Annotated in this window: 26 protein-coding genes, 1 tRNA gene and 1 rRNA gene; 5 read left to right on the forward strand and 23 right to left on the reverse strand. The window is 45.7% G+C overall.

The window, feature by feature from the left end:
* Positions 1-195: 195 nt before the first annotated feature.
* Both emrD and KIO97_RS11575 read left to right on the forward strand, forming a co-directional pair.
* Positions 196-1,401 carry a multidrug efflux MFS transporter EmrD gene (gene emrD / locus KIO97_RS11570; RefSeq protein ID WP_005432600.1) on the forward strand — a complete coding sequence of 402 codons (1,206 nt, stop codon included), beginning with the start codon at positions 196-198 and terminating at the stop codon, positions 1,399-1,401.
* Positions 1,402-1,678: 277 nt separating this feature from the next.
* The gene (locus KIO97_RS11575) at positions 1,679-3,844 is read left to right on the forward strand and encodes a S9 family peptidase (protein WP_285382579.1); all 2,166 of its coding nucleotides are present in this window, start codon (positions 1,679-1,681) and stop codon (positions 3,842-3,844) included.
* 180 nt (positions 3,845-4,024) lie between these two features.
* Here KIO97_RS11575 and KIO97_RS11580 read toward each other — a convergent pair whose 3' ends face one another.
* From KIO97_RS11580 to KIO97_RS11675, 20 genes are all read right to left on the reverse strand, one after another.
* Complete coding sequence (locus KIO97_RS11580; protein ID WP_285382581.1) at positions 4,025-5,017, reverse strand: porin; 993 nt, start codon at positions 5,015-5,017, stop codon at positions 4,025-4,027.
* Between the two features lie 215 nt (positions 5,018-5,232).
* Entirely contained in the window at positions 5,233-6,102 is an 870-nt protein-coding gene (locus tag KIO97_RS11585; protein WP_240306100.1) for an ABC transporter substrate-binding protein, read from the reverse strand.
* A 14-nt stretch (positions 6,103-6,116) separates the two neighbouring features.
* Entirely contained in the window at positions 6,117-6,992 is an 876-nt protein-coding gene (locus KIO97_RS11590) for a metal ABC transporter permease (RefSeq protein WP_285382584.1), read from the reverse strand.
* Positions 6,992-7,726 carry a metal ABC transporter ATP-binding protein gene (locus tag KIO97_RS11595; protein ID WP_285382610.1) on the reverse strand — a complete coding sequence of 245 codons (735 nt, stop codon included), beginning with the start codon at positions 7,724-7,726 and terminating at the stop codon, positions 6,992-6,994. Before KIO97_RS11595 ends, KIO97_RS11590 begins: the two co-directional genes overlap by 1 nt.
* Positions 7,726-8,661: a metal ABC transporter solute-binding protein, Zn/Mn family gene (locus KIO97_RS11600; RefSeq protein ID WP_050909151.1), complete on the reverse strand. Its 936-nt coding sequence runs from the start codon at positions 8,659-8,661 to the stop codon at positions 7,726-7,728. Before KIO97_RS11600 ends, KIO97_RS11595 begins: the two co-directional genes overlap by 1 nt.
* A gap of 62 nt (positions 8,662-8,723) precedes the next feature.
* Positions 8,724-9,275 (reverse strand): DUF6162 family protein, encoded by a 552-nt coding sequence (locus tag KIO97_RS11605; protein WP_285382587.1) that lies wholly within the window; start codon positions 9,273-9,275, stop codon positions 8,724-8,726.
* Positions 9,272-9,592 (reverse strand): hypothetical protein, encoded by a 321-nt coding sequence (locus KIO97_RS11610; RefSeq protein WP_045375830.1) that lies wholly within the window; start codon positions 9,590-9,592, stop codon positions 9,272-9,274. Before KIO97_RS11610 ends, KIO97_RS11605 begins: the two co-directional genes overlap by 4 nt.
* Positions 9,593-9,636: 44 nt before the next feature.
* Positions 9,637-10,467, reverse strand: a complete 831-nt coding sequence (locus KIO97_RS11615; protein WP_038883205.1) for a DUF4198 domain-containing protein — start codon at positions 10,465-10,467, stop codon at positions 9,637-9,639.
* Positions 10,468-10,483: 16 nt separating this feature from the next.
* Positions 10,484-11,023: a DUF2271 domain-containing protein gene (locus tag KIO97_RS11620; RefSeq protein WP_086370325.1), complete on the reverse strand. Its 540-nt coding sequence runs from the start codon at positions 11,021-11,023 to the stop codon at positions 10,484-10,486.
* A 22-nt stretch (positions 11,024-11,045) separates the two neighbouring features.
* A complete protein-coding gene (locus tag KIO97_RS11625; protein ID WP_285382589.1) occupies positions 11,046-11,675 on the reverse strand; it encodes a PepSY-associated TM helix domain-containing protein in 630 nt (209 codons plus the stop codon).
* 136 nt (positions 11,676-11,811) lie between these two features.
* Positions 11,812-12,657 carry a CPBP family intramembrane glutamic endopeptidase gene (locus KIO97_RS11630; protein ID WP_285382591.1) on the reverse strand — a complete coding sequence of 282 codons (846 nt, stop codon included), beginning with the start codon at positions 12,655-12,657 and terminating at the stop codon, positions 11,812-11,814.
* Positions 12,658-12,830: 173 nt separating this feature from the next.
* Positions 12,831-14,003: a hypothetical protein gene (locus KIO97_RS11635; RefSeq protein ID WP_285382593.1), complete on the reverse strand. Its 1,173-nt coding sequence runs from the start codon at positions 14,001-14,003 to the stop codon at positions 12,831-12,833.
* Positions 14,000-14,620 carry an energy transducer TonB gene (locus KIO97_RS11640; RefSeq protein ID WP_285382595.1) on the reverse strand — a complete coding sequence of 207 codons (621 nt, stop codon included), beginning with the start codon at positions 14,618-14,620 and terminating at the stop codon, positions 14,000-14,002. The genes KIO97_RS11635 and KIO97_RS11640 overlap by 4 nt, the downstream gene beginning before the upstream one ends.
* Entirely contained in the window at positions 14,620-15,024 is a 405-nt protein-coding gene (locus KIO97_RS11645) for a biopolymer transporter ExbD (RefSeq protein ID WP_005432634.1), read from the reverse strand. Before KIO97_RS11645 ends, KIO97_RS11640 begins: the two co-directional genes overlap by 1 nt.
* Positions 15,021-15,575, reverse strand: coding sequence for a MotA/TolQ/ExbB proton channel family protein (locus KIO97_RS11650; RefSeq protein WP_005432635.1), 555 nt, complete (start codon positions 15,573-15,575; stop codon positions 15,021-15,023). Before KIO97_RS11650 ends, KIO97_RS11645 begins: the two co-directional genes overlap by 4 nt.
* Positions 15,575-16,942 carry a MotA/TolQ/ExbB proton channel family protein gene (locus tag KIO97_RS11655; protein WP_285382596.1) on the reverse strand — a complete coding sequence of 456 codons (1,368 nt, stop codon included), beginning with the start codon at positions 16,940-16,942 and terminating at the stop codon, positions 15,575-15,577. Before KIO97_RS11655 ends, KIO97_RS11650 begins: the two co-directional genes overlap by 1 nt.
* A complete protein-coding gene (locus KIO97_RS11660) occupies positions 16,943-17,710 on the reverse strand; it encodes a DUF3450 domain-containing protein (RefSeq protein WP_043883510.1) in 768 nt (255 codons plus the stop codon).
* 74 nt (positions 17,711-17,784) lie between these two features.
* On the reverse strand, positions 17,785-19,875 hold the full coding sequence (locus KIO97_RS11665) for a TonB-dependent siderophore receptor (protein ID WP_005432640.1): 2,091 nt from the start codon (positions 19,873-19,875) through the stop codon (positions 17,785-17,787).
* Positions 19,876-20,081: 206 nt separating this feature from the next.
* A complete protein-coding gene (locus tag KIO97_RS11670) occupies positions 20,082-21,455 on the reverse strand; it encodes a sensor histidine kinase (protein ID WP_045451704.1) in 1,374 nt (457 codons plus the stop codon).
* Positions 21,455-22,120 carry a response regulator transcription factor gene (locus KIO97_RS11675; protein ID WP_012130146.1) on the reverse strand — a complete coding sequence of 222 codons (666 nt, stop codon included), beginning with the start codon at positions 22,118-22,120 and terminating at the stop codon, positions 21,455-21,457. The genes KIO97_RS11670 and KIO97_RS11675 overlap by 1 nt, the downstream gene beginning before the upstream one ends.
* 408 nt (positions 22,121-22,528) lie before the next feature.
* Here KIO97_RS11675 and KIO97_RS11680 point away from each other — a divergent pair, with 408 nt between their 5' ends.
* Positions 22,529-23,239 carry a glycerophosphodiester phosphodiesterase family protein gene (locus KIO97_RS11680; protein WP_045375090.1) on the forward strand — a complete coding sequence of 237 codons (711 nt, stop codon included), beginning with the start codon at positions 22,529-22,531 and terminating at the stop codon, positions 23,237-23,239.
* A 25-nt stretch (positions 23,240-23,264) separates the two neighbouring features.
* Here the strand turns inward: KIO97_RS11680 and KIO97_RS11685 are convergent, their stop codons facing one another.
* Positions 23,265-23,747 carry a murein L,D-transpeptidase family protein gene (locus tag KIO97_RS11685; protein ID WP_005432644.1) on the reverse strand — a complete coding sequence of 161 codons (483 nt, stop codon included), beginning with the start codon at positions 23,745-23,747 and terminating at the stop codon, positions 23,265-23,267.
* Between the two features lie 176 nt (positions 23,748-23,923).
* Between KIO97_RS11685 and KIO97_RS11690 the strand changes: the two genes are divergently transcribed.
* The gene (locus KIO97_RS11690; protein WP_240306089.1) at positions 23,924-24,919 is read left to right on the forward strand and encodes a 2-hydroxyacid dehydrogenase; all 996 of its coding nucleotides are present in this window, start codon (positions 23,924-23,926) and stop codon (positions 24,917-24,919) included.
* Positions 24,920-25,003: 84 nt separating this feature from the next.
* Positions 25,004-25,360 (forward strand): YibL family ribosome-associated protein, encoded by a 357-nt coding sequence (locus tag KIO97_RS11695; protein ID WP_005530256.1) that lies wholly within the window; start codon positions 25,004-25,006, stop codon positions 25,358-25,360.
* A gap of 345 nt (positions 25,361-25,705) precedes the next feature.
* Here KIO97_RS11695 and KIO97_RS11700 read toward each other — a convergent pair.
* Together KIO97_RS11700 and rrf are read right to left on the reverse strand one after the other, a co-directional pair.
* A tRNA-Ser gene (locus KIO97_RS11700) sits at positions 25,706-25,796 on the reverse strand.
* 84 nt (positions 25,797-25,880) lie between these two features.
* Positions 25,881-25,997 (reverse strand): 5S ribosomal RNA (gene rrf, locus KIO97_RS11705).
* Between the last annotated feature and the right edge of the window lie 19 nt (positions 25,998-26,016).

Consider the following 26,016-nt stretch of genomic DNA (forward strand, 5'->3'; position numbering starts at 1 on the left):
CCAACAAAAATAGATTAGATTTTCTAATTCAAATCATAGATTTTTATCTTGCTCAACTTCACACTTTTTGATTGCTAAGTCAGCACTCAAGCTCTAATATCTCGCGCCTAGATTCCCTAATCACTTTGTTTAGTTGGCTCTCCTATATGGAGCGCTAAGGCCTTTTACGCCTTAAATTTCTGGAGAGATACGCAAATGTCCGCCTCGTTTCCATTAGCGAAACTTACCTTTTTAATCGCAATTCTGACTGCCGTAGGTCAAATGACTCAAACGATGTACGTGCCTTCTATTGGTCATATGGCGGGTGAGTTCTTGGTATCAGCGTCGTCACTTCAAGCTGTGATGGCGTGTTACCTGATCCCTTACGGTCTGTCGCAGTTTGTGTACGGCACACTGTCTGATCGCCTTGGTCGCAAACCAATAATCGTTGCGGGTTTGATCATCTACATTCTTGGTACTTTGGTTGCGCTATTTGCTCATGAGTACGAATGGTTCCTAGCCGGTAGCTTCATCCAAGGTTTGGGTATCGGTTGTGGCGGTGCGATGTCTCGCACACTGACTCGTGACTGTTTTGAAGGCGCAGAACTGCACCGTGCAAACAGCTTGATCAGCATGTGTGTAATTTTCTCGCCATTGATGGCCCCTGTACTAGGCGGTTACCTAACTGAAGCTTTCGGTTGGCGCTCTAGCTACTTATTCCTTGCTCTGTTTGGTATCGCAGTAGTGATCACCATGATGACAAGCATGATGGAAACTTTGCCGAAAGAGCGTCGCAAACATGAATCTGTGGCGAAGAGCTACAAGTTCGTGCTTTCAGACAAACGCTTCCAAGGCTTCTTATTGGTGTTGGTTGCTACGTTCGCAGGCGTTGCAGTATTTGAAGCTGCAGCTGGTGTACTACTAGGTGGCGTACTTGGTTTACCGGCAACCACAGTAAGCTTGCTGTTTGTCTTGCCGATTCCGGGTTACCTAGTCGGTGCAGGTTTATCAAGTTACATCGCACAACGTCGCTCTGAACGCCGTGCTCTGAACGTTGGTCTAGTGGCGATCTTAGTTGGCTCTGCTGTCGTGTTAATTCCTGGTCTGTTTGGTCTAACAACGGCATTGACCCTGATTGGTGGTGCAACCATTTACTTCTTGGGCGCTGGCATTTTGTTCCCAGCGGCAACAACCGGTGCACTTTCACCATTTCCATACCATGCAGGTACTGGCGGTGCGATTTTAGGTGGCATGCAGAACCTAGGTGCGGGTATCGCGACGTTATTGGCTTCGTTCTTCCCAGCACAAGATCAAATGCCACTTGGTTGTTTGATGATGGCAATGTCGATCATCGCCATGCTTGGTCTACGTTGGGTTAATCGCAAGCACGACCATTCAAACGAAATGCCACTGGCGATCTAAAATCTGACTCTCATCCCCACCAAGATAAAGAAAAGGGACATGCTGCAAAGTGTGTCCCTTTTTTGTTGCACACATCTTACCCTTTAGCTCTCATCCACCAGCAATTGCATTTAACATCCCATCCAATCTTTGCTAAAAAGAACAGTTGCTTATACAGAAGTTATTCGTTGGCCATTCGATATAAATACATTCACTGGAAGAACACAAACGTACTTTTACTCACACTATAAATGAATGGCGAAGCAACACGAGAAGAGTACACAATAAGGATACACAGATGCGTTTCACTTTAACCACGTTGGCCGTATCGGTCGCGCTAGTCGCCGGATGCAGCAATCAAGGATTACCAACCATGAACCATTACTCCCAATCGCAACTCGTTGCTCAACAAATCCAAGCACCCGTTGCTAAAAAAGTCCCTCATGCAATGAATATTCATGGTGATACACGAATCGATAATTACTACTGGATGCGTGATGATGAGCGCCAAGATCCAGAAATCTTACAACACCTTGAGCAAGAGAATCAGTACGCAGAAACTGTTTTAAAACACACCGAAGCACTGCAAGAACAGCTGTTTGAAGAGATCAAAGGTCGTATTGCGAAAGATGACAATTCTGTTCCAGTTCGTAAAGGCAGTTACTACTACTCAAATGAAGTGACGGGCGATAACGAATACGAAGTACACCTGCGTGCAAAAGACTTTGCCGGTACAGACAAGCAAGTCATTCTAGATGTTAACGAGCTGGCAAAAGAGCATGAGTTCTTTAGCATTGGCGGCCTATACGTGAGCCCAAATGAAAACATGCTGGCTTACGGTGAAGATACGCTGAGCCGCCGTATTTACACCATCAAGATCAAAGACCTCACGACGGGTGAATATCTAAAAGATGAAATTGAAGGTGCCTCAAGCGCAATCGCATGGCAAAACGATAACCAAGCCTTCTACTACATCAAGAAAGACCCGCAAACACTGTTGGGTTATCAAGTTTACCGCCATGTCTTGGGCACACCTCAAACAAGCGATGAGCTGATCTACGAAGAAACCGATAGCGCTTACTACACCTTCTTGAGTAAGAGTAAAGACGGTGAGCAAGTTTACATTTGGCACTCAAGCACAGAGACAAGTGGCGTATCTGTGATTGATGCTAACAACCCGAACGCTAAGGCCGAAGCTTTCTACCCTCGAGAAACTGGCATTGAGTACAGCATCGCCAAACTGGGAGATTGGTACTACGTCTACACTAACTACCAAGCTGTAAACTTCCGTTTGATGAAAGTGAAAGCAGAAGAGATGCATGACCGCTCTGAATGGGTTGATGTCATTCCTGCCGACGATAACACTCAGCTGGTCGATTTCGACTTGTTCGACGACCACCTTGTTTACGAGCAACGCACAAACGGCTTATCCACCGTCAAGGTTCGCCAACTATCGACGGGCAAAGAGTTCCCACTTGAATTTAATGACACCGCGTTTGCGGCTTACCTGACAGGCAACTACGAATTAGATAACTCAAAAGTTCGTATCTACTACAGCAGCCTGACTACACCGGGTACTTACTATGATTTCGACCTGAATACAGGTGAATCAGAAATCATGAAACAAACACCAGTGCTGGGTGATTTTGATGCCGATAACTACCAGTCAGAGCGAATCATGGTGACTGCTCGTGATGGTAAACAAGTGCCAGTTTCATTGGTTTACCGTAAAGACCTCTTCAAGAAAGACGGCACCAATCCAATCTACCAGTACGGTTACGGCTCATACGGCTCCACTATCGAGCCAACATTCCGTTCAACTCGTTTGAGCTTACTTGATCGCGGATTCGTGTACGCAATCGCGCATATTCGTGGTTCGGAAATGCTAGGGCGTCCTTGGTATGAAGATGGCAAAAAGCTGACTAAGCAAAACACCTTCAATGACTTCATCGACGTAACCAAAGGACTGGTTGAAGAAGGCTACGGTGCCAAAGATAAAGTGTTTGCTGTTGGTGGCTCTGCGGGCGGTCTACTGATGGGTGCAATCATCAACCAAGCACCAGAGCTGTACCGTGGTATTGGTGCGCATGTGCCTTTTGTCGACGTTGTAACAACCATGCTGGATGAGTCGATTCCTCTTACCACCAACGAGTACGATGAATGGGGTAACCCAAATGACAAAACCTACTACGACTACATGCTGAGCTACTCACCGTACGATAATGTGAAAGCTCAAAACTACCCGAACATGTTAGTGACAACGGGTTTGCACGATTCACAGGTGCAATACTTTGAGCCAATGAAGTGGGTAGCCAAACTTCGTGAAATGAAGACAGACGATAACGTCTTGTTGTTCAAAACCGATATGGAAGCAGGCCACGGTGGCGCTTCTGGTCGATTCAAACGATTAAAAGAAGACGCGCTTGAGTACGCTTTCTTCCTCGATCTGTTGGAAACGAAATAAGCTTGATACGCTACCTATCATAAGTCACTGAAAACAATGCCCGCTTTTATGCGGGCATTTTTCAATCTGGATACTTTGCTATATGACTCGGATTAACTCAATAGAAAGAAAAACGCCTACTCACCGCGAGTAGGCGTTAACACAATAAATGTGTTTAGGCAGTAGAAACTGTCCTATTTATTAGAAGTAGTAACGAGCACCGATTGTCCACCAATCGTTCTCTTTGTCACCAATGTCATTGCCTAGGTCAAACTGGTAGCCCGCAAAAGTAACGAAAGCTGGTGTTACTGTGTATTCCGCTTGTAGTGCTGCTTGGCTGTAAAGTGTTTTACTTGCTTTATCATCTTCAACGGACTCGTAGTTCACGCTGAATGTCCAATCGTTTACGCCGTACGCTAATAGACCTTCAAGCTGAATCGTTTCTTCGTAGGTCATACCATCATAATCGAAGAAATAATCGTTCATGCCATAAACTACGGCTGCATATAGGCCTGAGCCATATTTACCGTAGTTCGCTGAAAATACATGAGAAGTCGCTGATTCTGACTTAGTGCCAAACTCAACATCACCACCACTATATACGTAACCAAGCCCAAAGCCTGCTAGTTCAGTGCTTAGAGCAATCTGACCACGATTGTCATATTGATCATGCTCACCTTGCCAGCCTAGACCTAGGTTTAGACCAAAGCCTTCACCAAACTCAAAACCCTTACGGTAGCTAAGCATGCGCTCTGCACGAGCTGAACCAAGGTTGTATTGATCTGCGTACAAGAAGTCGTTGGCAAACGCGATTGGCATATCCGCAACACCTGCTACGTCGTAGTACGGTGACCATTGTGTGCCAGCAACAACGCGACCAAACTGCTCATGTGTCGCTCCAATGTAGCCCAAACGAGTGTTGAACGAGCTTGCACCACCGTCTAGTAGTTTGATAGACCATTCGCCTTTAGCGTCAACTGTCACACCGTTACCGATGTCATGTTTACCACCAACGTTGATGCGAGGAGATACGTCATGAATGCGTACATCTTCCTCAAAATACTCACCAACGCCCACAGAAACGTGGCCGCCGATAGAAAGAGATGTGCCATCGCTGTTGTAAACTTCTGCTGCGAAAGCTTGAGAACCACATGCTAGTGCCGCCACTGCAACGGCTAGAGTTTTCATTTTCATTGTTAACATCCATATAGTTGTTTGTATTGGTTCGCCCCGACAGCAAAATAAAACATATCAATCGCAACGAACAGGTAACAAGGTAGTAATGAAATATAAATGAAACAAATACTTTCTTATGCAACAGGTAGTATTTGTGATTATTTTTTGATCTAGCTCACATAAAAAAAGGGAACTTTTCAGTTCCCTTCATAAATTTCGTGGTGTTTTTCGTGTTACAACTGCCAGCGTGCGAGTGGCTTCTCAGTTTTGATACCTTTATTACCCCATCGGTCAATAACATCAATTTGCAGTATGCGATCCTGTGAAACCAATGAAATTAACGTTTTTGACGGACGTTTGCTGGTGAGCAGCCACAGAGTTTCATCTTCCTCAAATTGAGCTTTTAAAGATAGTTTCTCTGCTTCGGACCATTCCAATTCAGGTTTAAATTGGCGGTCAACAACAAACAATTGATTACCTGATGCGAAATCTTCTAACGATTCACCCAACAATACCACCGAATCGATCTCTTTTTCGAAAATAACGTCTTGTTGCTGATTGATCAGTTCACGCACATCTAGCATTAGAGCTTGTTGGTTCTTCTCTATCTGAGTTTGATACTGAGGATACACTTTTTGCAGATCCTCACCAACGATGGCAGCCATCCGAATCAAGTTCGTCGGGTTCATCCACGCAAATTTAGACGTCTCACCGTTTTCTAGTTTCAACGCCGCAACCCCTTGCGCCCTTGGCGAAATAGCTTGGGAAGCATCAATTTCAATTAGGCGAACATTCCCCTGTCGAGCGTAAACAAAGGTAGGATCTTGATGCCAAATAGCCCCCAACGTGATCGCCACCGTTGCATCCTGACCCGCTTTAATCACTTGTTGCTGACCCTTGCTCCCAAACCAGTTAACTAAACGCTCAATGCCATATCGCTTAGGTGGTAAGTAACTGGTTTCAATCCCTGTCCCTTGCATCAACTGCTGTGACAGCATGTAAGTGACAGGAGTACTGGTGAGAATGTCTTTGGCAACAGTAAGTGGCGTATATGCGCTCGTTGCTATTAAGCCCAACCCGATGATTAGCTTTTTCGTGTTCATATTTAGATACCTGACTAAGCTTTACGTACGATGCGGTACATCGTTGCGGTTAAGAAGAAAATGGCAGAAACGATAATGATCGAAGCGCCAGATGGCACCGGCAGTTCCAACTCCATCGGTAAGACCGTCCCCACCAAGCACGCGATGGTCGCGAGTAAGGATGAGAGCAACACAAAGCTACCCATTCGCTTAGTGAGTAGACGTGCTGTAGCCCCTGGGATAAGTAGCAACGCGCCTACTAACACGGCACCAATGATCTTCACTGCCGCAATGGTGACAAGCGTGATCATCATAACGAACAGGTAATCATAGAAGCTGGTATTAAAGCCTCGGACACGAGCAATATCTGGGCTGACGCAAGTCAACAAAATGCGGTTAAATGTCGGGATCAGCAGCAATAAAATGATCAAGCAACTCACTGCCAAAATCGTAATATCTCTGTCTGTCACCGTCAGGATCGAGCCAAACAGAACGTTCTCTAACATGTGGATATTGATTTTTCGTGCCACATACATCAGCAAGGCAGCACCAACTGCCAAAGCCAGCGCAAGGAATACACCAACGAGTGTATCGTATGGAACATTGGTTCGATTTCGCACGAAATGCAGCAATAAAGCGAAGATCATGCAGAAACTAAACAGTCCAATAAATGGATTCTCTGGTGGCTCGCCCAGCAGGACACCAATCGCAATACCAGTCAGAGCTGCGTGACCGACGGCTTCAGAAAAGAACGCCAAACGCTTGGCAATCACCAACGTGCCCAAACCGCCCAACAAAGGACCCAGAATTAGCGCAGCGACAATCGCGTTAACCATAAACGCATAAGCAAAACTGTCGCTTAACCAACCCGCTTCAACGCAATGCAGAGCCAGTTCTCTTAACCAATCCATTACGCAGCCTCCACTTTCGCGGTGTAGTGCTTAAACAGAGACTCAATTCGCTCTGGGCTTAACACTTCAGAGTGATGTCCTGACGCGACTATCTGACGATTCACAACATGGACTTGGGCATCCAAACGACGCACAGCCGTTACATCATGATGTACAGCGAGAACTGTTTTCCCCTCTGCAACCACTTCATGAATCAAACCCTCTAGGTAACGAACCCCTTGCTCATCCATGCCTGTTGTTGGCTCATCTAGGACAAGCAAACTTGGGTCGTCTAGCAAAGCTTGAGCAAACAATACCCGCTGTTGTTCACCACCTGATAGTTGTCCCATGCGACGGTCACTGCGCGCTGCCATCCCCACACGCTCTAACTGAGCCAGTGCTTGTTGAGTTTGCTTAGACTTACGTCGCCAAAACAGCGGAACGCGTGTTTGATTCAGCAACACAAAGTCCATCACTGTCAGTGGCAGACTGGTTTCAAACATAGCCTTTTGAGGCACATAACCAATTTGTCCCGCTTGTTGCGTCTGCTTTGGATCTGGCCAATTTACCGAGATATCACCCGTAAAAGGCGTTAAGCCCAATACTGAACGCAACAGGGATGTCTTACCACCACCGTTAGGCCCCATAATGACGTGGCATTGTCCTGCCTCGAACTGGGTTTGAATACCTTGCAGAATGAGGTTGTCACCATATTTCAGGCTTACCCCGTCAATAGAAATAGAAGGTCCTAGCATCACGCTTTCTCCTGCGCGTGTTTGCTTGCGACGAACTTCATCGCTTCAATAAGCGTCGCGACGTTTTCACGCATTTCAACTTCAACCTTATTGGCTTCATACTCGCCATGGGTCATATGAGAAAAACGGTAAAGCTGTACGCCAGTCGCTTCTTCGATCGTATCGACAAAGCGGTTAGGCATATTGAGTTCGTAAAACAGCACATCAATGCCAGATTGACGGATCTTCTCGATGGTTTCTTGAAGTTGGCTAGCACTTGGCTCAACACCGTGTGCTGGTTCAATCACCGCTGCAACATCGACACCGAACTCTTGCAAGATATAACCGTAAGCATTGTGCGTGGTCGCAACCTTCATGCCTGCCGTATCTAACTGCCCAAGTGACAGCATGGCATCACGCTTTAGAAGGCGAAACGCTTTTGCGTACTTTCGCGCATTTTTACGGTAAAAAGCGGCATTTTCTGGGTCAAGTTTGCTCAGTTCACTCGCAATGGTGTAAACCTTTTGAATCGTAGTCGATAGGCCAACAAACGTATGTGGATTCACCGCGCCTTTGCCGACTGATTGCCCCATTGCTGGTAACAGCGGTACTTCTTTGTTTGCTTCTATCACCACTAGGTCATCACGTTGAGCCGCTTGGATCACTTTTAGTGCAAAATCGTCATGGCCAATCCCATTCACGACAATCACATCCATTTGGTTCAAACGCTTAAGATCATTCGGCTGTGGCAAGTAGTTATGAGGATTAAAGCCTGCATCGACCAACGGAATGATCTCCGCTTTGTCTCCGACCACCGCTTTGACATAGCTGTAGTAAGGCTGCAAGGTAATACCTATGTTCAGCTTCTCTGCGAAGGTTGAAGTGGATACGGCCAGTAAAGTACATGCCGTTAGAATTCGACGTAAGAAGGCGCGTTTCTTGATAGTTGTTATCATATTGATGGTTACTTATTGAACGTGATGACTTGTTGATCGAAATATTGATTGATCATAACGACTTAGTGGGCATGCGTAGCAGTGGATGAAGGCATTAAGACAACCTGGTACCAGCCATTTTGCTCTCGCTCCTCTTGCTGGATAAGGTGACTCACCTGTTCCGCTGAAGCTGATGTAGAGAGCCAAATATCGGCTTGCTCATGACGACTGTCTAGCAGCATCGAAGCCGAGCCCTTTTCACCTTGTCTCACACCAATGTAAAGACCCGTATCCAGCTTTTGCCAATGATGAGAGCCTTTACGCTGCCAGCTTTGGTCTTTAACAAATGGAGCAACCCAAAACTCTTCCAGCTCACTGATTTCTGGCCATTGACCTTCATCAATATAAAGATCACGGATTTCCTCATGAGCAAGTTTGAGCTCAGCAATCATTGCAAGTTCTTCTTGTTCAAGATCGGTAATCAATACTTGATGTGCCAGTGCTTCAGTATGTTCTGATTCGGTTTGATGATAAGGCAGCAAAAGCGTTGATATGGCAAGAATGCCAGCAATGGTCAGTGCAACCCACTTGCCTTCGCGACTGCCATTATCTGGGCGAACTTTCTGCGTAATCATTTCTCTTTTAACTCAACCACATCCACTTCTACTGGGTTTTCATGACCAGCATCGAAGACAAGGTAGAAGTCCGTTTGAGGGTGAGTAAATTCAGCAATCGAACGCTTGTCTGTGGTTACTTTGGCAATCAAGTTGTCATCGTAATCGTACATCTCAACATCGTAATCTACTGCAGTTGAACCATCAGAGTAGCCTGCTTCGCAGATCACTTTTTCTTGCTCTAGATGGCAACTCATCAATGGAAAATGCGCCGCTGCTTGAAAGGAAATAAAACCAGCTAAAATAGCTGAGACTTTAAGAATTGAAAGGTTTTTCATGGTGTATCCAAAATGGCTCAGTGTGTCACTGAGCCAAGCTTTGATTAGTTAAGTTGCGTTTCAAAAGTCAGATGAACATTCGCACTGGCTTTGTCTGCTAGTGGGTCATTTTTCAGCTCACCTTTGTAGTTGGCTTTCATTAGGTAACGGCCCGCCACTTCCGGCGTGAATGTAATTTTGCCGTCTTTATCACTCACTGCGTCGATTTGCTCTTGATGGTTGCGGTAAAGCGTACCTTCACGAGTAATTTCTGCAGTCACACCTTGTTGAGGTTCCCCATTGAAGAAAAATTGGAAGATCACTTCTTCACCTTCAATGATGTCTGATGGGTGCGTAAGCGGCTTCATCTCAAGCAACTTACCTTCAATCTCAAGTGCTTTTTCTGTTGGCATGCCCACTGTTACGTAGCTTTCTGCGCGGGTGTAGCTTAGCTGAGTCACCACATCGCGTGCTTTTTCCGGAATAACGCTCGCACGGTCAGCTTTACTCGCTTTTGCCCATTTAACCGTGTCACGACGGCCTGCTTTATACTGGGTGTAATAGCTAGGTTGATTGTTGATCGCAACCTTGTGTGTGCCTTCCTCTTCGAAATAGAAGTCAAACATCGAGCGGCGTTTGCCACGCACAACAAAGTTAGGACGCTCAGAACGGCCATCAGGCATAATCACGAATGCTTGCTCGCTGCCTGCTGGTTTATCAAAAACAAACGTCCCGTGAGATGCGGTTACGTCGAACGTCAGCCAATCACCGCCTTCTTTTGATACCGTGAAATGAGAAGGAAGAACCCAACGAGGGTGCGCTTGTGCCGTTGTCGCCGCAGCTAAACCCATCGCCATTACGCTTGCTAGTGCCACCGCTTTCATTTTGGTTTTCATTATTATTCCTTCTCTATCACTTAACTTGGTAATTGACGGTGATTACGCCCGTCTCTTCCGTTGGTTTGATTTGGTAGCGTGCTTCTTTGTCCGCTAACTGAATTTTTTGACGCAGGTAGTTACGACCACCATGCTCGCGCACCACTTCCACATGGAGCGTGTAATCACCTTGCTCAAGGCGCTGACCGTCATCGTTGGTACCATCCCAAACAAAGCGATATTGACCTGCCGGGCGAGTTGCTGATGTCACCGCATCAACCAGTTCACGATCGTAACGACCTACTTTGCGCCACCAGCTACGAAGATCTTTCAGCCATTCATCTTTACCGACCCAAAGCTGGATGGTTTTCACTGGTTTGCGTTTCTCATCCTCAATCCAAAGTGCCACATAAGGGCGTGCGTACATTGAGGTATCAATTTTTGGTAACTCAAATTCAAAATCGACTTTTGCGCTGTCAGGTAAAGGCGCAGCCAATAGAGGCAAAGGAGCTAAAGCTGCAATCAAAGCCATTTTGCAAAAGGAGTGGTGACAAAAAGATCGGCCTTTTTTTAACATCGGGGTTTCTCTGAATAGGCCGCTATGGCACAGCAGCAAAATAAATAATAAGTGACAACACAGTGCCAAAAGACATCCACTGCATTGAGGTTCTAAAAGTCTTTTTCTTTGGAAGTAGCAGACACACACCAGTCAAAACAAAAAAGACCATCAGCAAGGCAGTGATATCAATAAACCACTTCCAAACCTCTCCGCTGTTTCGGCCTTTATGTAGGTCGTTTAATAGCGCAACAGTGCCGTAGTTGGTGCTTTCAACTTCAGCTTCACCGGTCGTCATATCAACGAATACTGTCGCGTTGTAACCTGGACCTTTGAAATCCAAAGAAAGCTCACCAATGAGCAGCTCACCGTCCTCAACCTCGGTGTACACATCAAGTGCTGATGGCGTGCCTCGTAAGTCTGTTTCTTGCGTTAAGAAACTCAACAGGGCAGAGCGATTAGGTTGGAAGCTTCCCTCGTTAGCAAAGAGTTGTTCATTCGGAATGGTCAGCGTGTGTTGCTGAATGATGGGTTCGCTGCGCTCGAACAGTTCTGGGCGATTTAATGTGATACCAGTTAACGCAAAGAATAGCGTCACCAATAAAAGAGCCATCGAAATGTAAATGTGCAGACGGCGTGCCCAAGTTTGCACACCTTTGCTTTTGAGCAACATAAAAAACAATCATCACCAGTAAATGAGGGAGTAATTTAGGTGATAATCATTCGTATTGGCATTTAATTTACATTGTTTACGTTTAGAGGCAGAGTCAGGCTCCCGACAGAAACGACGGGAGCACATGAAGAGAAGCTTATCGAGCTAAAATGGGATAAGTGAAGAACACCAAATGGCAGAAGTTAAATAAGAAATGGGCTAACACCGCGCACCACAAGCGACCAGTGAAATGAAATATCAGCCCGTAGCCTAGTCCCGCTAGCGTTGCGAATGCCATAAGTAGAGGACCACCAGCAAAGTGAGCTAAGCCGAACAAAATGCTAGCGATAACCAAACCTAGTCGCCAATCAAAACGGCGGGATAATGATTGCTGTACAAACCCTCGGAACAGCGCTTCTTCAGCCACACAAGTGAGTATTAGGTTGTTCAACGCAAATAGCCACCACCATGATGGCAAACTCAGCTCCGGCTTTAATGTATCAAGCATAGCGGCAATAGGCAGCAGCGAAAGTAACGGAATCATCACCAGCAATGCAGGTTTTACTCTGCCTTTAGCCTCACTCCCCAGCAAAAAAGGATAAGCGAGAAAGAGAGCAAAAAGAGCCAGTGGCTTATCTAAATTCAGATACATCGAGAAAGGTGCGCTCAGTGGGCCTGCCGTCACTTTGTTGAGAACTTGCAGATTATTGAAACCCGGAATGAGGTGCACAAAGAGCATCACACACCAAATGATCACAACGCTCCAGCCCAAATAATAAACGAGCTTCATTTTTTGGTTCGACGCCAACATGGGCAATCGATACGCAACACCCAAAACCACCAAAGTACTTACGAATGCGATCAACTCTATCCGACCAATAAACAGTGCACTCAGCAACGTCAGTCCAAGTAAAGCCAGAGCAACCGCCCTTTGCCGCAAAAATACCGCACCTATCGCGAGAATAAGTGGTAACCATAGCCAGATAGCAGAATCGAGAATCATTGTATTGTCCTTATAAGAAAAACTGACGTTCCAGTCTTAACGCTGGATGAAGGTAATATAACGTTATGATATTTAAAAAGAGATCGAACCAGACTCAATATTTACAAACAAAAAGACCCGAGAGTTACCCCGGGTCTTTCGAGCATTAACACATGGCCTGTTTGCAATTGAGCTTAGCTATTCTGGCTCGTTTTTGCTTTGCGTAGTTGAGACAAGTATTTCACCCAGCTCTCGGCTTGGGTTGATGGTTCAATCTCGTTTGCACGTTTGGCATTCGCTAGTGCATCTTCTAGGCGTTTCAGCTTGTAGTAAGCGCGAGTCTTAACTAATGCCACATCGGCTTTACGCCCAGAAACCTTATCCAAAACAACCAGCGCGTCTTTGTATTGACCTTCTTGAACAAGCAGTTGAGACAAATTCCAGTAGTATTGACGATCCAACTTTGCAGCCACTCGCCAACTTGCTATCGACTTATCCCACTCCTTAGCCATCTGCCAAAAAGTCGCTTGTTGAGCTTTCAGTTTGCTATCTGAGTTAATGTCATCGAGCTCGCCCAACACTTTCGCAGCTCGCTCTGGGATGCCGCGCTTGCCATAAAGCTGAGCAAGAAGTCTTAAGTCATCTTGGTTCAACGCGACGCCTTGTAATTTAGCAAGAGCGAGAGAATCCAGCGCACGCTTGTCATCATCAACACGTAAATACAGAGCAACAAGCTGACGCCACCATTCCACACGCTCAGGCTCAATCGCAATCAAGCGTTTGATCGTGCCAGTTGCAGGCCCCCACTGTTTCAGTTCAAGCTCTGCAGACAATTTGATTGACAACGGAGCCATCTCATCTGGCTGGCCCAATTTCTCGTATCGAGCCATAGCAGAAAGCACTTTGTTCCATTGACTTAACTGGTAATGAGACTGTGCGATACGCAACCAAATATCGTGTGCTTTTTGCGTTTTAGGTACTGCTCTACTCAAGTCGTAGTAATGAGGCAGAGCTTTAGAAAATTGCTGCTCGTTGAGCAACATATCCGCCAACATCTTACGTGTTTGCCAAGCTTGCTCGTCTTTCAAAAGACCGCTATTCACAGCGATCTCCAGTTGTTTGATGGCAGGCTTAACTTGCTCATTTTGCCAGTAGAAAATACCGAGCATGCGAGCAACAAACGCTTGATCATACTCACGAGATAAGTCGAGACCTTCGAGCGTGGAAATGGCTTCTTGCAGCTTTTCTTCTTGCGCCAGGTTGTGAGCACGCTGAACACGAGTCGCCGTGTACTGACTGAGTTCATTCGCGACAGTGGTAAAAGCACTCAGGCTTAACACCGCTCCGATAAAGAATTGCTTCATCATTTGGGTAACTTGAACTCCACTCTTCTGGTTTGCCCAAAGCGCTCAACCGCGACACCGTTTTCGACTTTAGGTTGGTACTTCGACTTCTTCAATGCACGAATAGCGTCTTTCTCGAACACTCTCTTAGGTTTAGCATCAATCACTTCAACGTCTTTAGGGCGGCCTGTCGCATCAATTGTAAAGCGCATCACTACATAACCTTCCATTTTACGTTTTAGGGCTTTGCTTGGATAACGAGGCTCTGGGCTGTAAAGCATTATCGCCTGTTGGCTGCCCATGGTGCCTTTTAAGTTCGGCGCACTGATCGCGATACCATCCAGCGCAGTATTCAAACCCAATGCGCTGATTGGCGTTACTTGGCTCATTGGCTCTACTTGGGTTTCCGCTTGAGACAGATCCATCGGCTCTGGCGATTTTGGTGGTTCAGGCTGCTCAGGTACAGAGCGTTGACGACGTTGAACATCAGCATCATTCTCTACCATCACCATATCAAAGCGCACCGCCTCCGAAGGTTTAGGTGCACGTTGATTGCCCTTATCGACCATCCACGCCATAAAGCTAAACAGGCTCACCGCAATCATTATTGATGCTGGTAGTGCGAGTAACAGCCTGCCCATTAAGGTTTCTCCGCCGCCAAAGCAATGTTCTTCACACCAGCGCCCTTCGCCGCATCCATCACTTTAACTACCGTACCGTTGTAGGCATGCTCATCAGCTTGAATGACAAGTGATGCGTCTGGCTGCTCAAGCAATAGGTGCTCAATGGTGGCTTCCACACGCTCGATGTCCACCAAACGTTTATCGATGTACACGTCATTTGCTGCGGTTACCGCAATAAAAATACCCGCATCTTTTTGACTAACGACATTCGATGCTTGAGGGCGATTCACTTCCACACCAGACTCACGCACAAATGAGCTAGTCACAATGAAGAAGATCAACATGATGAAGACAATATCCAGCATCGAGGTTAAGTCGATCTGTGCTTCATCCTGTCGATTGGTTCTACGTCCGAGTCTCACTTCTGACTCCTTAAAGATTGTTCTAACTGGAGGGCTTTGCGTTCACACACTTTGCTTAAGCGCGCATGCACAAACATGCCGGCAAGTGCTGCAACCATTCCTGCCATGGTTGGCAGCGTCGCAAGTGAAATACCAGAAGCCATCAATTTTGGATTGCTGCTGCCTTGTGTCGCCATCACATCAAAAACCGTAATCATACCTGTTACCGTTCCTAATAGACCTAGCATTGGACAAATGGCCACAAGAACTTTAATCGTTGATAGGTTTTGACGCAGTTCAATGTGCGCTTTGGCAATCCATCCTTCACGGATTTGATGCGCGTACCAAGAGTGATGATCGGCTCTTGCTGACCACTGCGCACAAAGCTGTTTCTTCACCTTTGGAAATTCCGTTGTTAGGTAAAGTACACGCTCCATAACCAGTAACCAGCACACCGCAACAACGGCTGCCAACCACCATAGGATTTGGCCACCTTGCTGCATAAAACGCATCAAGGTTGAGGCCCAATCCTCACTGATCAAACCCAATGTGTTGAGTAGGATCTGCTCCATTACGCTGCGTTCTCCGCTACAGTATTCGGTGCTTTTTGACCTTTTGGCATATCACGCTCAGCTTGCTCTGCCACAAGGCCAATCCCTTGCTTCTCAAGGATATTGCGAATGTTCTCTGCTTGAGAGCTCAATACGTTATGAGCAAGAAGCAATGGCATTGCCGCAACAAGACCAAGTACAGTGGTAACAAGTGCCATTGAGATACCGCCAGCCATCACTTTCGGGTCACCGTTACCAAACTGAGTGATCACTTGGAAAGTTTCGATCATGCCTGTTACTGTACCCAGTAGACCTAGCATCGGTGCCAGTGCTGCAAGCAACTTCAGCATCGACAAACCTTTTTCTAGGTGAGTCTGCTCATCTACTACCGCTTCCAACAGACGAAGCTCTAACGCTTCAACGCTACGATGTTTATCTTTTTGGTAAACCGCTAAGATACGACCGAGTGGGTTATCTTCTGGTTGAGCTGGGTTCTTAAGCTGTTTGGCGATTTTCTGACGAGCAATCATTAGTGACACACCACGAACCAACGCGATGACCAAACCAATCGCTAACAAGCCAAGAATGATCTTACCAACCACACCACCTGCGTTCAGGCGATCTGCCATCGTTGGGGAGTTTGCTAGTTGCTCAAGTAGAATGCCACGAGATGGGTCAATCACCACTGCATCGATTTCGCCAGCCTTTACGCTGCTTGCCGTTGGACCATTTTCTGGTTGGCGCAGGTAATTAACCGCATCACCGCGCTGCCCATTCCACTTCACGTAACCTGCGTCGTCCAACAGTGCCATTGAGCCAAGGCGGACACCATCAACCGTTTGCTCACGACCGTCACCATCGAGCAACGAGAATGATACGTTCGCCAGCTCACCGCTTGCTTTAACTTGCTCTTCCATGCTGCGCCACATCGATTCAAGCTGCGGCAACGTTGGTAGTGATTTAGCGGCAACGATATCATCGATATTTTGCTGGTATGAGTTTGCGTCTACACCAGTAACAGAGTGCTTAAGTTCTGCTTCCAGCTCTTTTGCGTTTTGACGAACAACGCCAAACAACTCACCTAAACTGCCAGTTTCAAGGCGTAGTTTTTCTTCTAGCTGAACCAGTTCAGCTTCATTTTCACTGAATGTCACACCGAGGGTGTCAGCTTCTGCTTGCAGCGCTGCTCGCTCTGCCACAAGCTTGTTTTTCATTGCTTGCAGCTCTTGTTGGGTTTGCTTAAAGCCAGACTCACGAGCCACGTTGTGTGACTGCTGTTGGCGATTTTCTTGTTGTGCTTTTTGCAGTAATGTGTCGCTTGCATGTGTGGTGTGCGATAGAAGCGCAGTACTCGAAATCAATGCGACTGATAGCCATTTCTTCATCATTTATTTGCCCTCCGCAACGTTTAGAGACACAGGCAAAGTAAGCATGCTCGGTGCTATCTGTTTGTTCGCCATAGCAAATGCGTTATCGAGTTCTGCTTTCTGTTCCGTTCCAACGGCTTGCCATGCTTTTTGTTGCTGAGACCAACTCCAGAAATGCTCACCAGACAGGCTACGCGCAATAAGTGACACACGGCCTAAGTAGAGAATATCGGCTTCAACTTGGTCGTTGCTGTCCAAAGCGATCTTACCTTGGTAAACACCAATCTTAGTGCCGTAGTCCATTTCAATTTGGTACGCTTCTAGAATTCGGCGGAATTTTTCAGCATCCGCAACGTCAGCTCGGGTCATCATGGCATCAAGTTTTTCAATACGCTCTTCACGTTGTGCTTTGCGGATAGGTTTATCATTCGCCACAATCGTTTTAAGGCCATCAAGCATGTGATACATCAAAGGCACTACGCCTTGACGAGTCTGAGCAATCTGCTCAATCTGCTCGTTCAAACTTGCGACTTCGTCATTTTGGCTATCGACAAGATTTGACAGGTGATCGCGATAAATCTTCAAGTTGCTGACTTCTTCTTGCAGCTGCTCAATTTCAGCTTCTAAAGACAAAGATTTCTCTGCACTTGCATCAATGCGCTTTTGGCTCACTGCCGACGCTTGGTTGGTTTTACCCTGCACTGCTTGTGCATCGTTAAGATTTTCCGCCTGAACGGGAATCAAAACCGATGAGATCAACAGAGCGATACTTGATTTCATTAGATTCATACGAGTTATATTTCTGTTTTCCAAAAACGACTAAAGGGGAAGACCACTCTTCCCCTTTAAAAATCAGATTGTTATCAGTACTTGAACTGGATAGTCGCCATGTAGTTTCGGCCTTCGCCAATCACTACGCCACTCGCGCCATCTTGCTTACTGTTGGTGCTACCGCCACCTGCTAGGTAATCAGTATCAAACAGGTTCTCAACATTGAATCGAGTTACGATATCCAAGTTCTCATCATACTTGTGTGTGTACGACACGCCCATATCAATACGTGCATACCCATCTTTCTTAAATGTGTTCGCCGCGTCACCGTAGCGCTCACCTTCATAAATCAAACCTAGGTTCACGTTGGTGTTGTTCTGAACTTTGTAGCTTGACCAAACACTTGCTGAAAACTCAGGAACGTCTGCCGGACGGTTGCCTTTGTAATCTGCACTTTCAGTGATTTCAGCATCTAGGTACATAGCAGAAGCCGTTAGTGAAAGCTCTTCAGTTACAAAGCCCTGCGCTAGGATTTCTGCACCACGGTGCACTTGTTCGCCATCTTGCGTCTTCTTGTACATCACATCGCCGCCAGCATTAACACCGTCTTCCACATCTAGCGCGATGTTTTCAAGGGTGATATCGAATAGCGCACCCGTAACGTATAGACGCTCATCAAATAGCTCCCACTTGGTACCCACTTCGTACGAGATACCGCGTTCTGCATCTAGCTCTTCACCATCGTTAGTGTAGTCCGTGCTATTTACTGTACCTTGAGGCATAAAGCTCTCAGAGTATTGAACGTAAATCGAGCCGTTACTTGCTGGGTGGAAAATCACACCTAGCTTCGGTGAAACCTGACTTTCTGTCAGTTCATCACTGCGTTTCTCATCATAACGAACACCAGCAAGTACCTGCCAGTAATCGTTAATTGTCATCATGTTTTGCGCGTAAATACCCCAAGTGTCGTATTCGCTAGTCGGCCATTTTTTAGAGCTCGTTGGCTGAGGCTTCGCGACCGTTTCACCCGCAGGAACATACTCACCGTCATGGAAAGCCATAAAACGGTCGTAACTGTAATCTAGGTAGTTTGCGCCGACTAAGAAGGTGTTGTCTGTACCAAACAAAGAGAAATCTGTCGTCACATCTACGTAAGCAGTATCAAATACCCAGTGGTCTGAACGCTCGTTACCCTTGTGCTTGATCGTACCGTCTTCTTCGTACATATCGAATTTCGGGTAAGATTCCACATCAAAGCGCTTAAAGTCTTGACGGTTATAGCCAGCTTTCACATTTACGCTATCTGTCACTTGTGCATTGATATCGATGCCGTAGTTTTCTACATCGTTGTCAATGTTTGACCATTGTGCATCCCAGATGTACTTGTCACCACGGACTGGTTTACCGTCCACAATGTAAGCACCTGAATCAACACTACCGTCATCTTTAGTACGGTCATAATGAGCCGACACCATAATATCTTCCGTGATGTCATATTCCACAACCAGGCCACCTACTACGCGGTCAGTCTGTGGCTCAGTGCCATCACCGTATTCACGCCATGAGCCGTAGCTCTCTTTGGCAAGAATCGCACGCGCACGCAGCGTTTCTTCTTCATTCAGTGCGCCACTCACATCTAATACTGTGCGTGAGTGATCATTTGAACCAATATCTTGGCTCAAGCTTGCTTGTGTTTCTGTTGTTGGCTTCTTCGAAACCATGTTCACAAGGCCACCCGGCTCAGACTTACCGTAAAGTAGGCCTGAAGGTCCTTTAAGAACTTCAACTCGCTCTAAAAGCTCAATTGGTTGACGGTAGTGAGACCAGTGCTGACGTCCATCACGTAGGAAGCCGTCCGAGCTGCTTAGTTCAAAACCACGTAGTGAGAAACGCTCACGGTTACGGCTCGTACCACCTGCGCTAACACTTGCGTCATTTTGTAGAACCTCACCTAGTGTGCTTGCACGCTGCTCATCGATGACTGCTTCATCGATCACAGCAACCTGCCCTGGAGTTTCCAGCTGCGTCATTTCCATACGCATTGCTGTGCTGTTGGTATCCGCTTTGTAACCAAACTCACGGCCTTCTACTACTAGGTGTTCATCTGTTGTTTGAACTTCTGCCACTGCAGGCGCTGCTAGCACCGCACCGATCACTAATGCCAATTGGCTCTTAGTAAACATATCCTTTCACTCCGACTATTTTCGGGTCGCACACTCTATGATGTGATTCCCTTGTATTTATTTCGGCAGTGAATATAAATGACAACTATTACCATTTGCATTAAATTTACATTCTTTGCATTCGTAAAGATTTGTAAAGAGGCCGTGTTCAATTTGATTCATGAACTAGATGCGAGTCACATTATTACTCGTGAGCATGATTTCGCTTACTGCCGAAACAGCAAAGTAACGGCAAGTCCACCTTCAGGTCGATTTGATGCGACAGCCTTGCCCCCCATCATTCTCATCGACTCTTTGACTATCGCTAGCCCTAAACCATAACCCCCTAACTTCTTGTCACGAGAGGCATCTAGGCGAGTGAATGGGTCGAATATATCTGACAACTTATTTTGTGGAATACCAGGACCGTTGTCAGAAATCGTTACCGCCAAGTAACTCTGTGTATCAGAAGCTTTATTCGATAAGCGAACTTCTATTTGAGCAGAGTCCCCTGCATACTTAATCGCATTACCAATCAGATTGTTTAAGCATCGCACCACTAAAGTGTCATCACATTGAGCCTTAGCCCTTGTCGCATCTGAGACAAATGAAAGACTTTGGCGAGCTTTTAAATCTATCTTGCATCGTTCCACTTGAGGAGCAAGCAAGACCTCGAGATCACTGCGCTTTAGCTCTGTGTCGTAACGAGCATTCTCTAATCGGCTGAATTCCAGAATCTCGCCAATCAAGTGGTTAAGTTCATTGGCTTCTTCTTCCATTCGATTCACTAAGCTCTGTTCACTGTCACCGACACGCTTTCGCAATAGATGCAGTACGAGATTTTGTCGAGCAAGAGGCGTACGCAATTCATGGGAAACATCACGAATTAACCGGCGCTGCTTCTCCGCCAATGAGTGGATCTCTTTGGTCATGTGGTCAAAATCTCGCGCGAGTTCATTAAACTCTCGTGTATTCGATTTCAACTCGTCTACCACACTGACATTAAAGTCACCATTAGAAAGCTTCTTGCTCGCTTCTCTCAACCGGTCCAAAGGCTGCTGTAGATTACGCGCCATCAGCAATGAAAACAGTGCCAATATCACTCCAGCAATCACAACCTTTAGAATAGAAAAATAAAGAATGAAATCGTGTGCCGGATGTAGTTGGTGTGGCAATTGGATCATCAAGCTGTTATTGCCAACCAAAGGGATGCTAAATATTGGGCGACTTACTCGGCCTTCTAGTTGCTCGTCCAAGCTTCTTTTGAATTTTAATTTGAACTCAAAGTGAGGGTGCATCATGCGGTGCGTCAACGGATGTTGGTTTTCGTCGAGCACGAATAGATAGAAGTGTTGTGCATTTGCCCAGTCCGCCAGTTCATCCATGTCGCCTTCCTCAATAAGGATATTTGCCTGATGAGCGAGCTCTAGCATTTCAACTTTTACACTTGCTGGCACTTTAAGCATGGCTTTCACCAAAGCTTGTTCTGCAACCGCTTGAACAGCCAAAATGCTAATGACAATAGCCGTCATATAACTAAAGAGCTGAAAGGCAAGACTGTCTCTGCGCTTAGCGATGTAGGATGGGCAAACGAACTTCATTAACTCGTTACCGCTTCAAGGTAGCTGTAGCCTTTCCCACGAAACGTTTTTATATGCTGTTTGGACAAGCCAGCTTCCACTAATTTTCGACGAATATTGCTGATGTGCATATCTAGATTGCGATCAAAAGGGCTGAGCTCTTTCTTCAAAACTTGGGTCTGTAGTTCAGCTTTAGAGATGACAACACCTTGGTTTTTCACCAAGTAGCAAAGTAGTTCCGCTTCCGTGCCAGTCAGAGGCAAACTGTTCAACTGGCCGCTGATACTTTGAACCGTATTACACATAGCTTGCCTCTGGCGCTCTAACCCTACGCGGCGAAGAATTGCTTTTATACGCATCAACAGTTCTGCAACGTTAAATGGCTTACCGATGTACTGGTCAGCTCCCGCTTGATAGCCATCTAGCATTGAGTTCTCATCATTGAGCGCGGTCAGCATCAAAATCGGCGTGGCAAAACGTTGGCAAATGCGACGAGCAACTTGCATCCCGTTTAAGTTTGGTAGCATTACATCAAGGAGAACGAGATCAACTGGTGTTTTTTCCATGTACTGCAGTGCACTTTCACCGCAGTGTACCGATGAGACCGTATAGCCTTCTTCTTGCAGCACAGTTTCTAACAGTTCGCACAACGGAACGTCATCATCAACGATCAAAACTCGAGACATCACCAACCACCATTAAATAAAAATGGTTCGCATTCTATTACTCATTTGCAAATTAAACAACCATAGTTTTTGTGGTTTTTATTTCGGTAAATGGCTCAAAAAAGGCCCGCCTTTCAGTAAGTTTCTCCGTATCCGATTCGTCCTACATAACGCCATAAAAAATCAGTACGTTAAACTCGTTACTTTGACAAAACTTTCAACGATTTAAGTAACGCATAAGACGTTTGCAGAAATCTTGTGAGCGGCATTTTGTCTTCAGCGAACAACCCGTATCTTGCTTGTATGATCGCCTTGATGAATTTATCGGGATCAATACGAGCCAATAAAATTCCTCATACATTTGAACGCTTTGATCAGCCGTAAAAAAGAGTACAATTCTTTGCAGTTTCTTATTGAGAATAGACGTATATGAAAACGCTACTGATAGGTCACCGAGGTGTGGCAGGTAAATACCCGGAAAACACAAAAGTCAGCGTTCAAGCTGCTATTGATATGGGACTGACTTGGGTAGAAGTTGACGTGCAGCCAACCAAAGACAACGTACTAGTAGTTTGCCACGATCATACCGTGAACCGTTGCAGTAACGGCAAAGGTCGTATTGATCAAATGACCTTCGCTGAGCTCAAGGCGTTAGATTTTGGTCGTTGGTTTAGCAATGAATTTGCCAACGAATCCATCATGACTCTAACAGAGCTACTAGAACTCGCCGCGGCAAATGGCCTAAACCTGAATATCGAAGTGAAAGTCGATCATCATTCAGCGGAAGATGTTGCCAAGATGGTCACTCATACTCTACTAGAAGGCCCATTAGCTAAAGACCACATCCTTTTATCAAGCTTTAGTCACGAGGTTATCAGGGCACTACACAAGCACTGTGAAGGCTATAGGCTAGGTGTTTTGAGCGAGTTTTTTACTCGTAAGGACCGATTGTTATTGGAAGAAGTTAATGCTTACAGCTGCAACCTCAATATTAACTGGGTGCGTTCTCGTCAAATCAAGAAGCTGCAACAAGCGGGTTATAAGGTGATGTGTTATACCGTGAACAACCCCAACAAGCTAAAACACCTACCTGCATTGGATGGTATCTTTAGTGATCACCCAAGCCGTTTTATGCCTTAAAAATAAAGTCGGAAATGGAGCTCCACTACCACTCGATAGTAATCGGAGTTCCCATTTTGACGAGCCTGATAAATTCATCCATCTCTTCATTGGTAATGGCGATACAACCATTGGTCCAGTCAAAGCTCTGAATAAACTGTGGAGCTTGAGTCTCTCCATTTTTTAGGCCGTGAATTTTAATCGCACCACCAGGAGAAACTCCTCTTCGATGCGCCTCCAAACGATCAATTGCATCTGGGTAACTGATATGAACGGAGCGATAGAAAGCGGAGTCGTTAATCACGTAATCTAGCGTGTAATCCCCTTCCGGCGTTCTATTGTCACCCTCTTCTTGCTTGTGTCCTTTCGGATTAGCCCCTAACGCAATCCGATATTCTTTAACCACTTCGCCATTGTCCATCAGATACATTCTGCGTTTTGACTTATCAACTTTGACCAAGTCAACCGCAGCCTGAGCACCGGACACAAACGTACAACACAAGATTAAAGACAACCATTTTACTGACATCGCCAGAACGCCTAACTCACCCACTCATAGGGAAAACAAAAAAGAGAGCCCATGCTAGTCAGATGGTGATTCTAAAGCAAACTGAATGTGTGCAAATTTCGCTACTCTTTGTAACGAACTTGGATTACTTTATAAGGATATTACTTTATAAATCCAGCACAAATAGAGAGGGTATTATGCTCAACATCGCTTTTTTCAGTGCAAAATCCTATGACGAAGCGTCTTTTAACAAAATCAAAAATCATCGTGACTTCGAATTCCATTTTCATGATTTTCGATTGACCTCTAAGACTGCCAAAATGGCACAAGGCTGCGAAGTGGTGTGCGCATTTGTAAATGACGATTTGTCAGCTCCAGTACTTAAACAGCTTTCTCTCGGTGGCACTAAACTGATCGCCATGCGTTGTGCAGGCTTTGATAAGGTAGATTTAAAAGCAGCAAAAGAATTCGGGCTGCAAGTGGTGCGCGTCCCTGCTTATTCGCCAGAGGCGGTCGCAGAGCACACCGTCGGGATGATGATGTGTTTAAACAGACGCCTACATAAAGCATACCAACGTACTCGTGATGCTAACTTCAACTTGGAAGGCTTAGTAGGTTTTAACTTCCATGGCAAAACCGTAGGCGTCGTCGGTACCGGCAAAATTGGTATCGCAACCATGCGTATCTTTAAAGGTTTGGGCATGGAAATACTATGCTATGACCCATATGAAAACCCACTTGCGTTGGAAATGGGCGCACGCTACTGCTCTCTTGAAGAAATCTATGCAGAGGCCGATGTTATTTCTTTACACTGCCCGATGAGCGAAGAAAACTATCACCTCCTCAACGAGAATTCCTTCTCGCAAATGAAAGATGGCGTAATGATCATCAATACCAGCCGTGGCGAGTTACTAGACTCCGTGGCGGCCATCGAAGCATTGAAACAAGGCAAGATTGGTGCACTTGGTTTGGACGTCTATGACAATGAGAAAGACTTATTCTTCCAAGACAAATCAAATGACGTAATTGTTGATGACGTATTCCGCCGCTTATCTGCATGCCACAACGTATTGTTCACTGGCCACCAAGCATTCTTGACTCATGAAGCTCTGAATAACATCGCGTCCGTGACTCTAAGCAACGTGGATGCTTTCTTTAGCGGCAACCCGTCAGGTAATGAACTGATCAACTAAATCAATAGATCGAGCAGTATAGTAGAGCGTTGAATTTCAGCTATGCTATACTCCTCGACCATTAAAAATTTGAGTCCAATTACCATGAGCATAAAAACCGATATTCAAAAGCTGCACAACCGTTTAGATACTTGCCAACGCAAACTGGATGCGGCACGTTCTCGTGGTGATCATGAAATGATTACTAAGTTCACGAATGAAGTTGACGATCTAACCAAGAAACTAAATCAACTTAAGCACAAGCAAACATACGAACTGAACAAAGAGCGTAAGAGCCTGCTTGATATGCCATTCTCTCGTGAAATCACTAAAGCAGAGCAAGCAGATATCGGCAAGCTTAAAAAGCGCGTACGCGGCCTAGTTATCGTTCACCCATTGACTAAAGTGGGTAAAGAACTGCGCCTAGACGTAATGACAGGTTTTGCTCCAAAAGAGTTCTAATAACTCTATTAAGCAACGGATATTGAAAAGCCCAAGCAGCTAGCTTGGGCTTTTTTGTATTTTAAATTCAGTAAGTTGTGTTTTGGTTGAAATCTATTTAAACGGCGAGGGACAGTGCAACATGCGCAGTTTTCAACTTATTAGAAGATGAAACCTTAGATAACTTTCAAATGCTAAAAACGACGAAAGCACACTGATTTCTCAACAGGCCTTCTATGTATTGTCCGATTTCTGGTACGCCTAGTCTGGGGTTACGACTAACTGGGACTTGATAAAAATCCCTTCTAATTCTCAAACATCAGAAATGAAAAAAGCCTCGCTATTTCTAGCGAGGCTTCTTAATAGTGGCGGAGAGATAGGGATTTGAACCCTAGATACGCTATTAACGTATGCCGGTTTTCAAGACCGGTGCTTTCAACCACTCAGCCATCTCTCCACAAATTGTTACTAAAACTTAGTCTTACTTATATAGTGCTAGGTTTTAGTTTTGCCTTTAGATCTATCTAAAAGCGATATTAAAGCCTGGCGATGTCCTACTCTCACATGGGGAAGCCCCACACTACCATCGGCGCTAATTCGTTTCACTTCTGAGTTCGGAATGGAAGTCAGGTGGGTCCAAATCGCTATGGTCGCCAAGCAAATTCTTTAATATGGAA

The organism is Vibrio sp. B181a (assembly GCF_030248375.1).
Taxonomy (GTDB): domain Bacteria; phylum Pseudomonadota; class Gammaproteobacteria; order Enterobacterales; family Vibrionaceae; genus Vibrio; species Vibrio campbellii.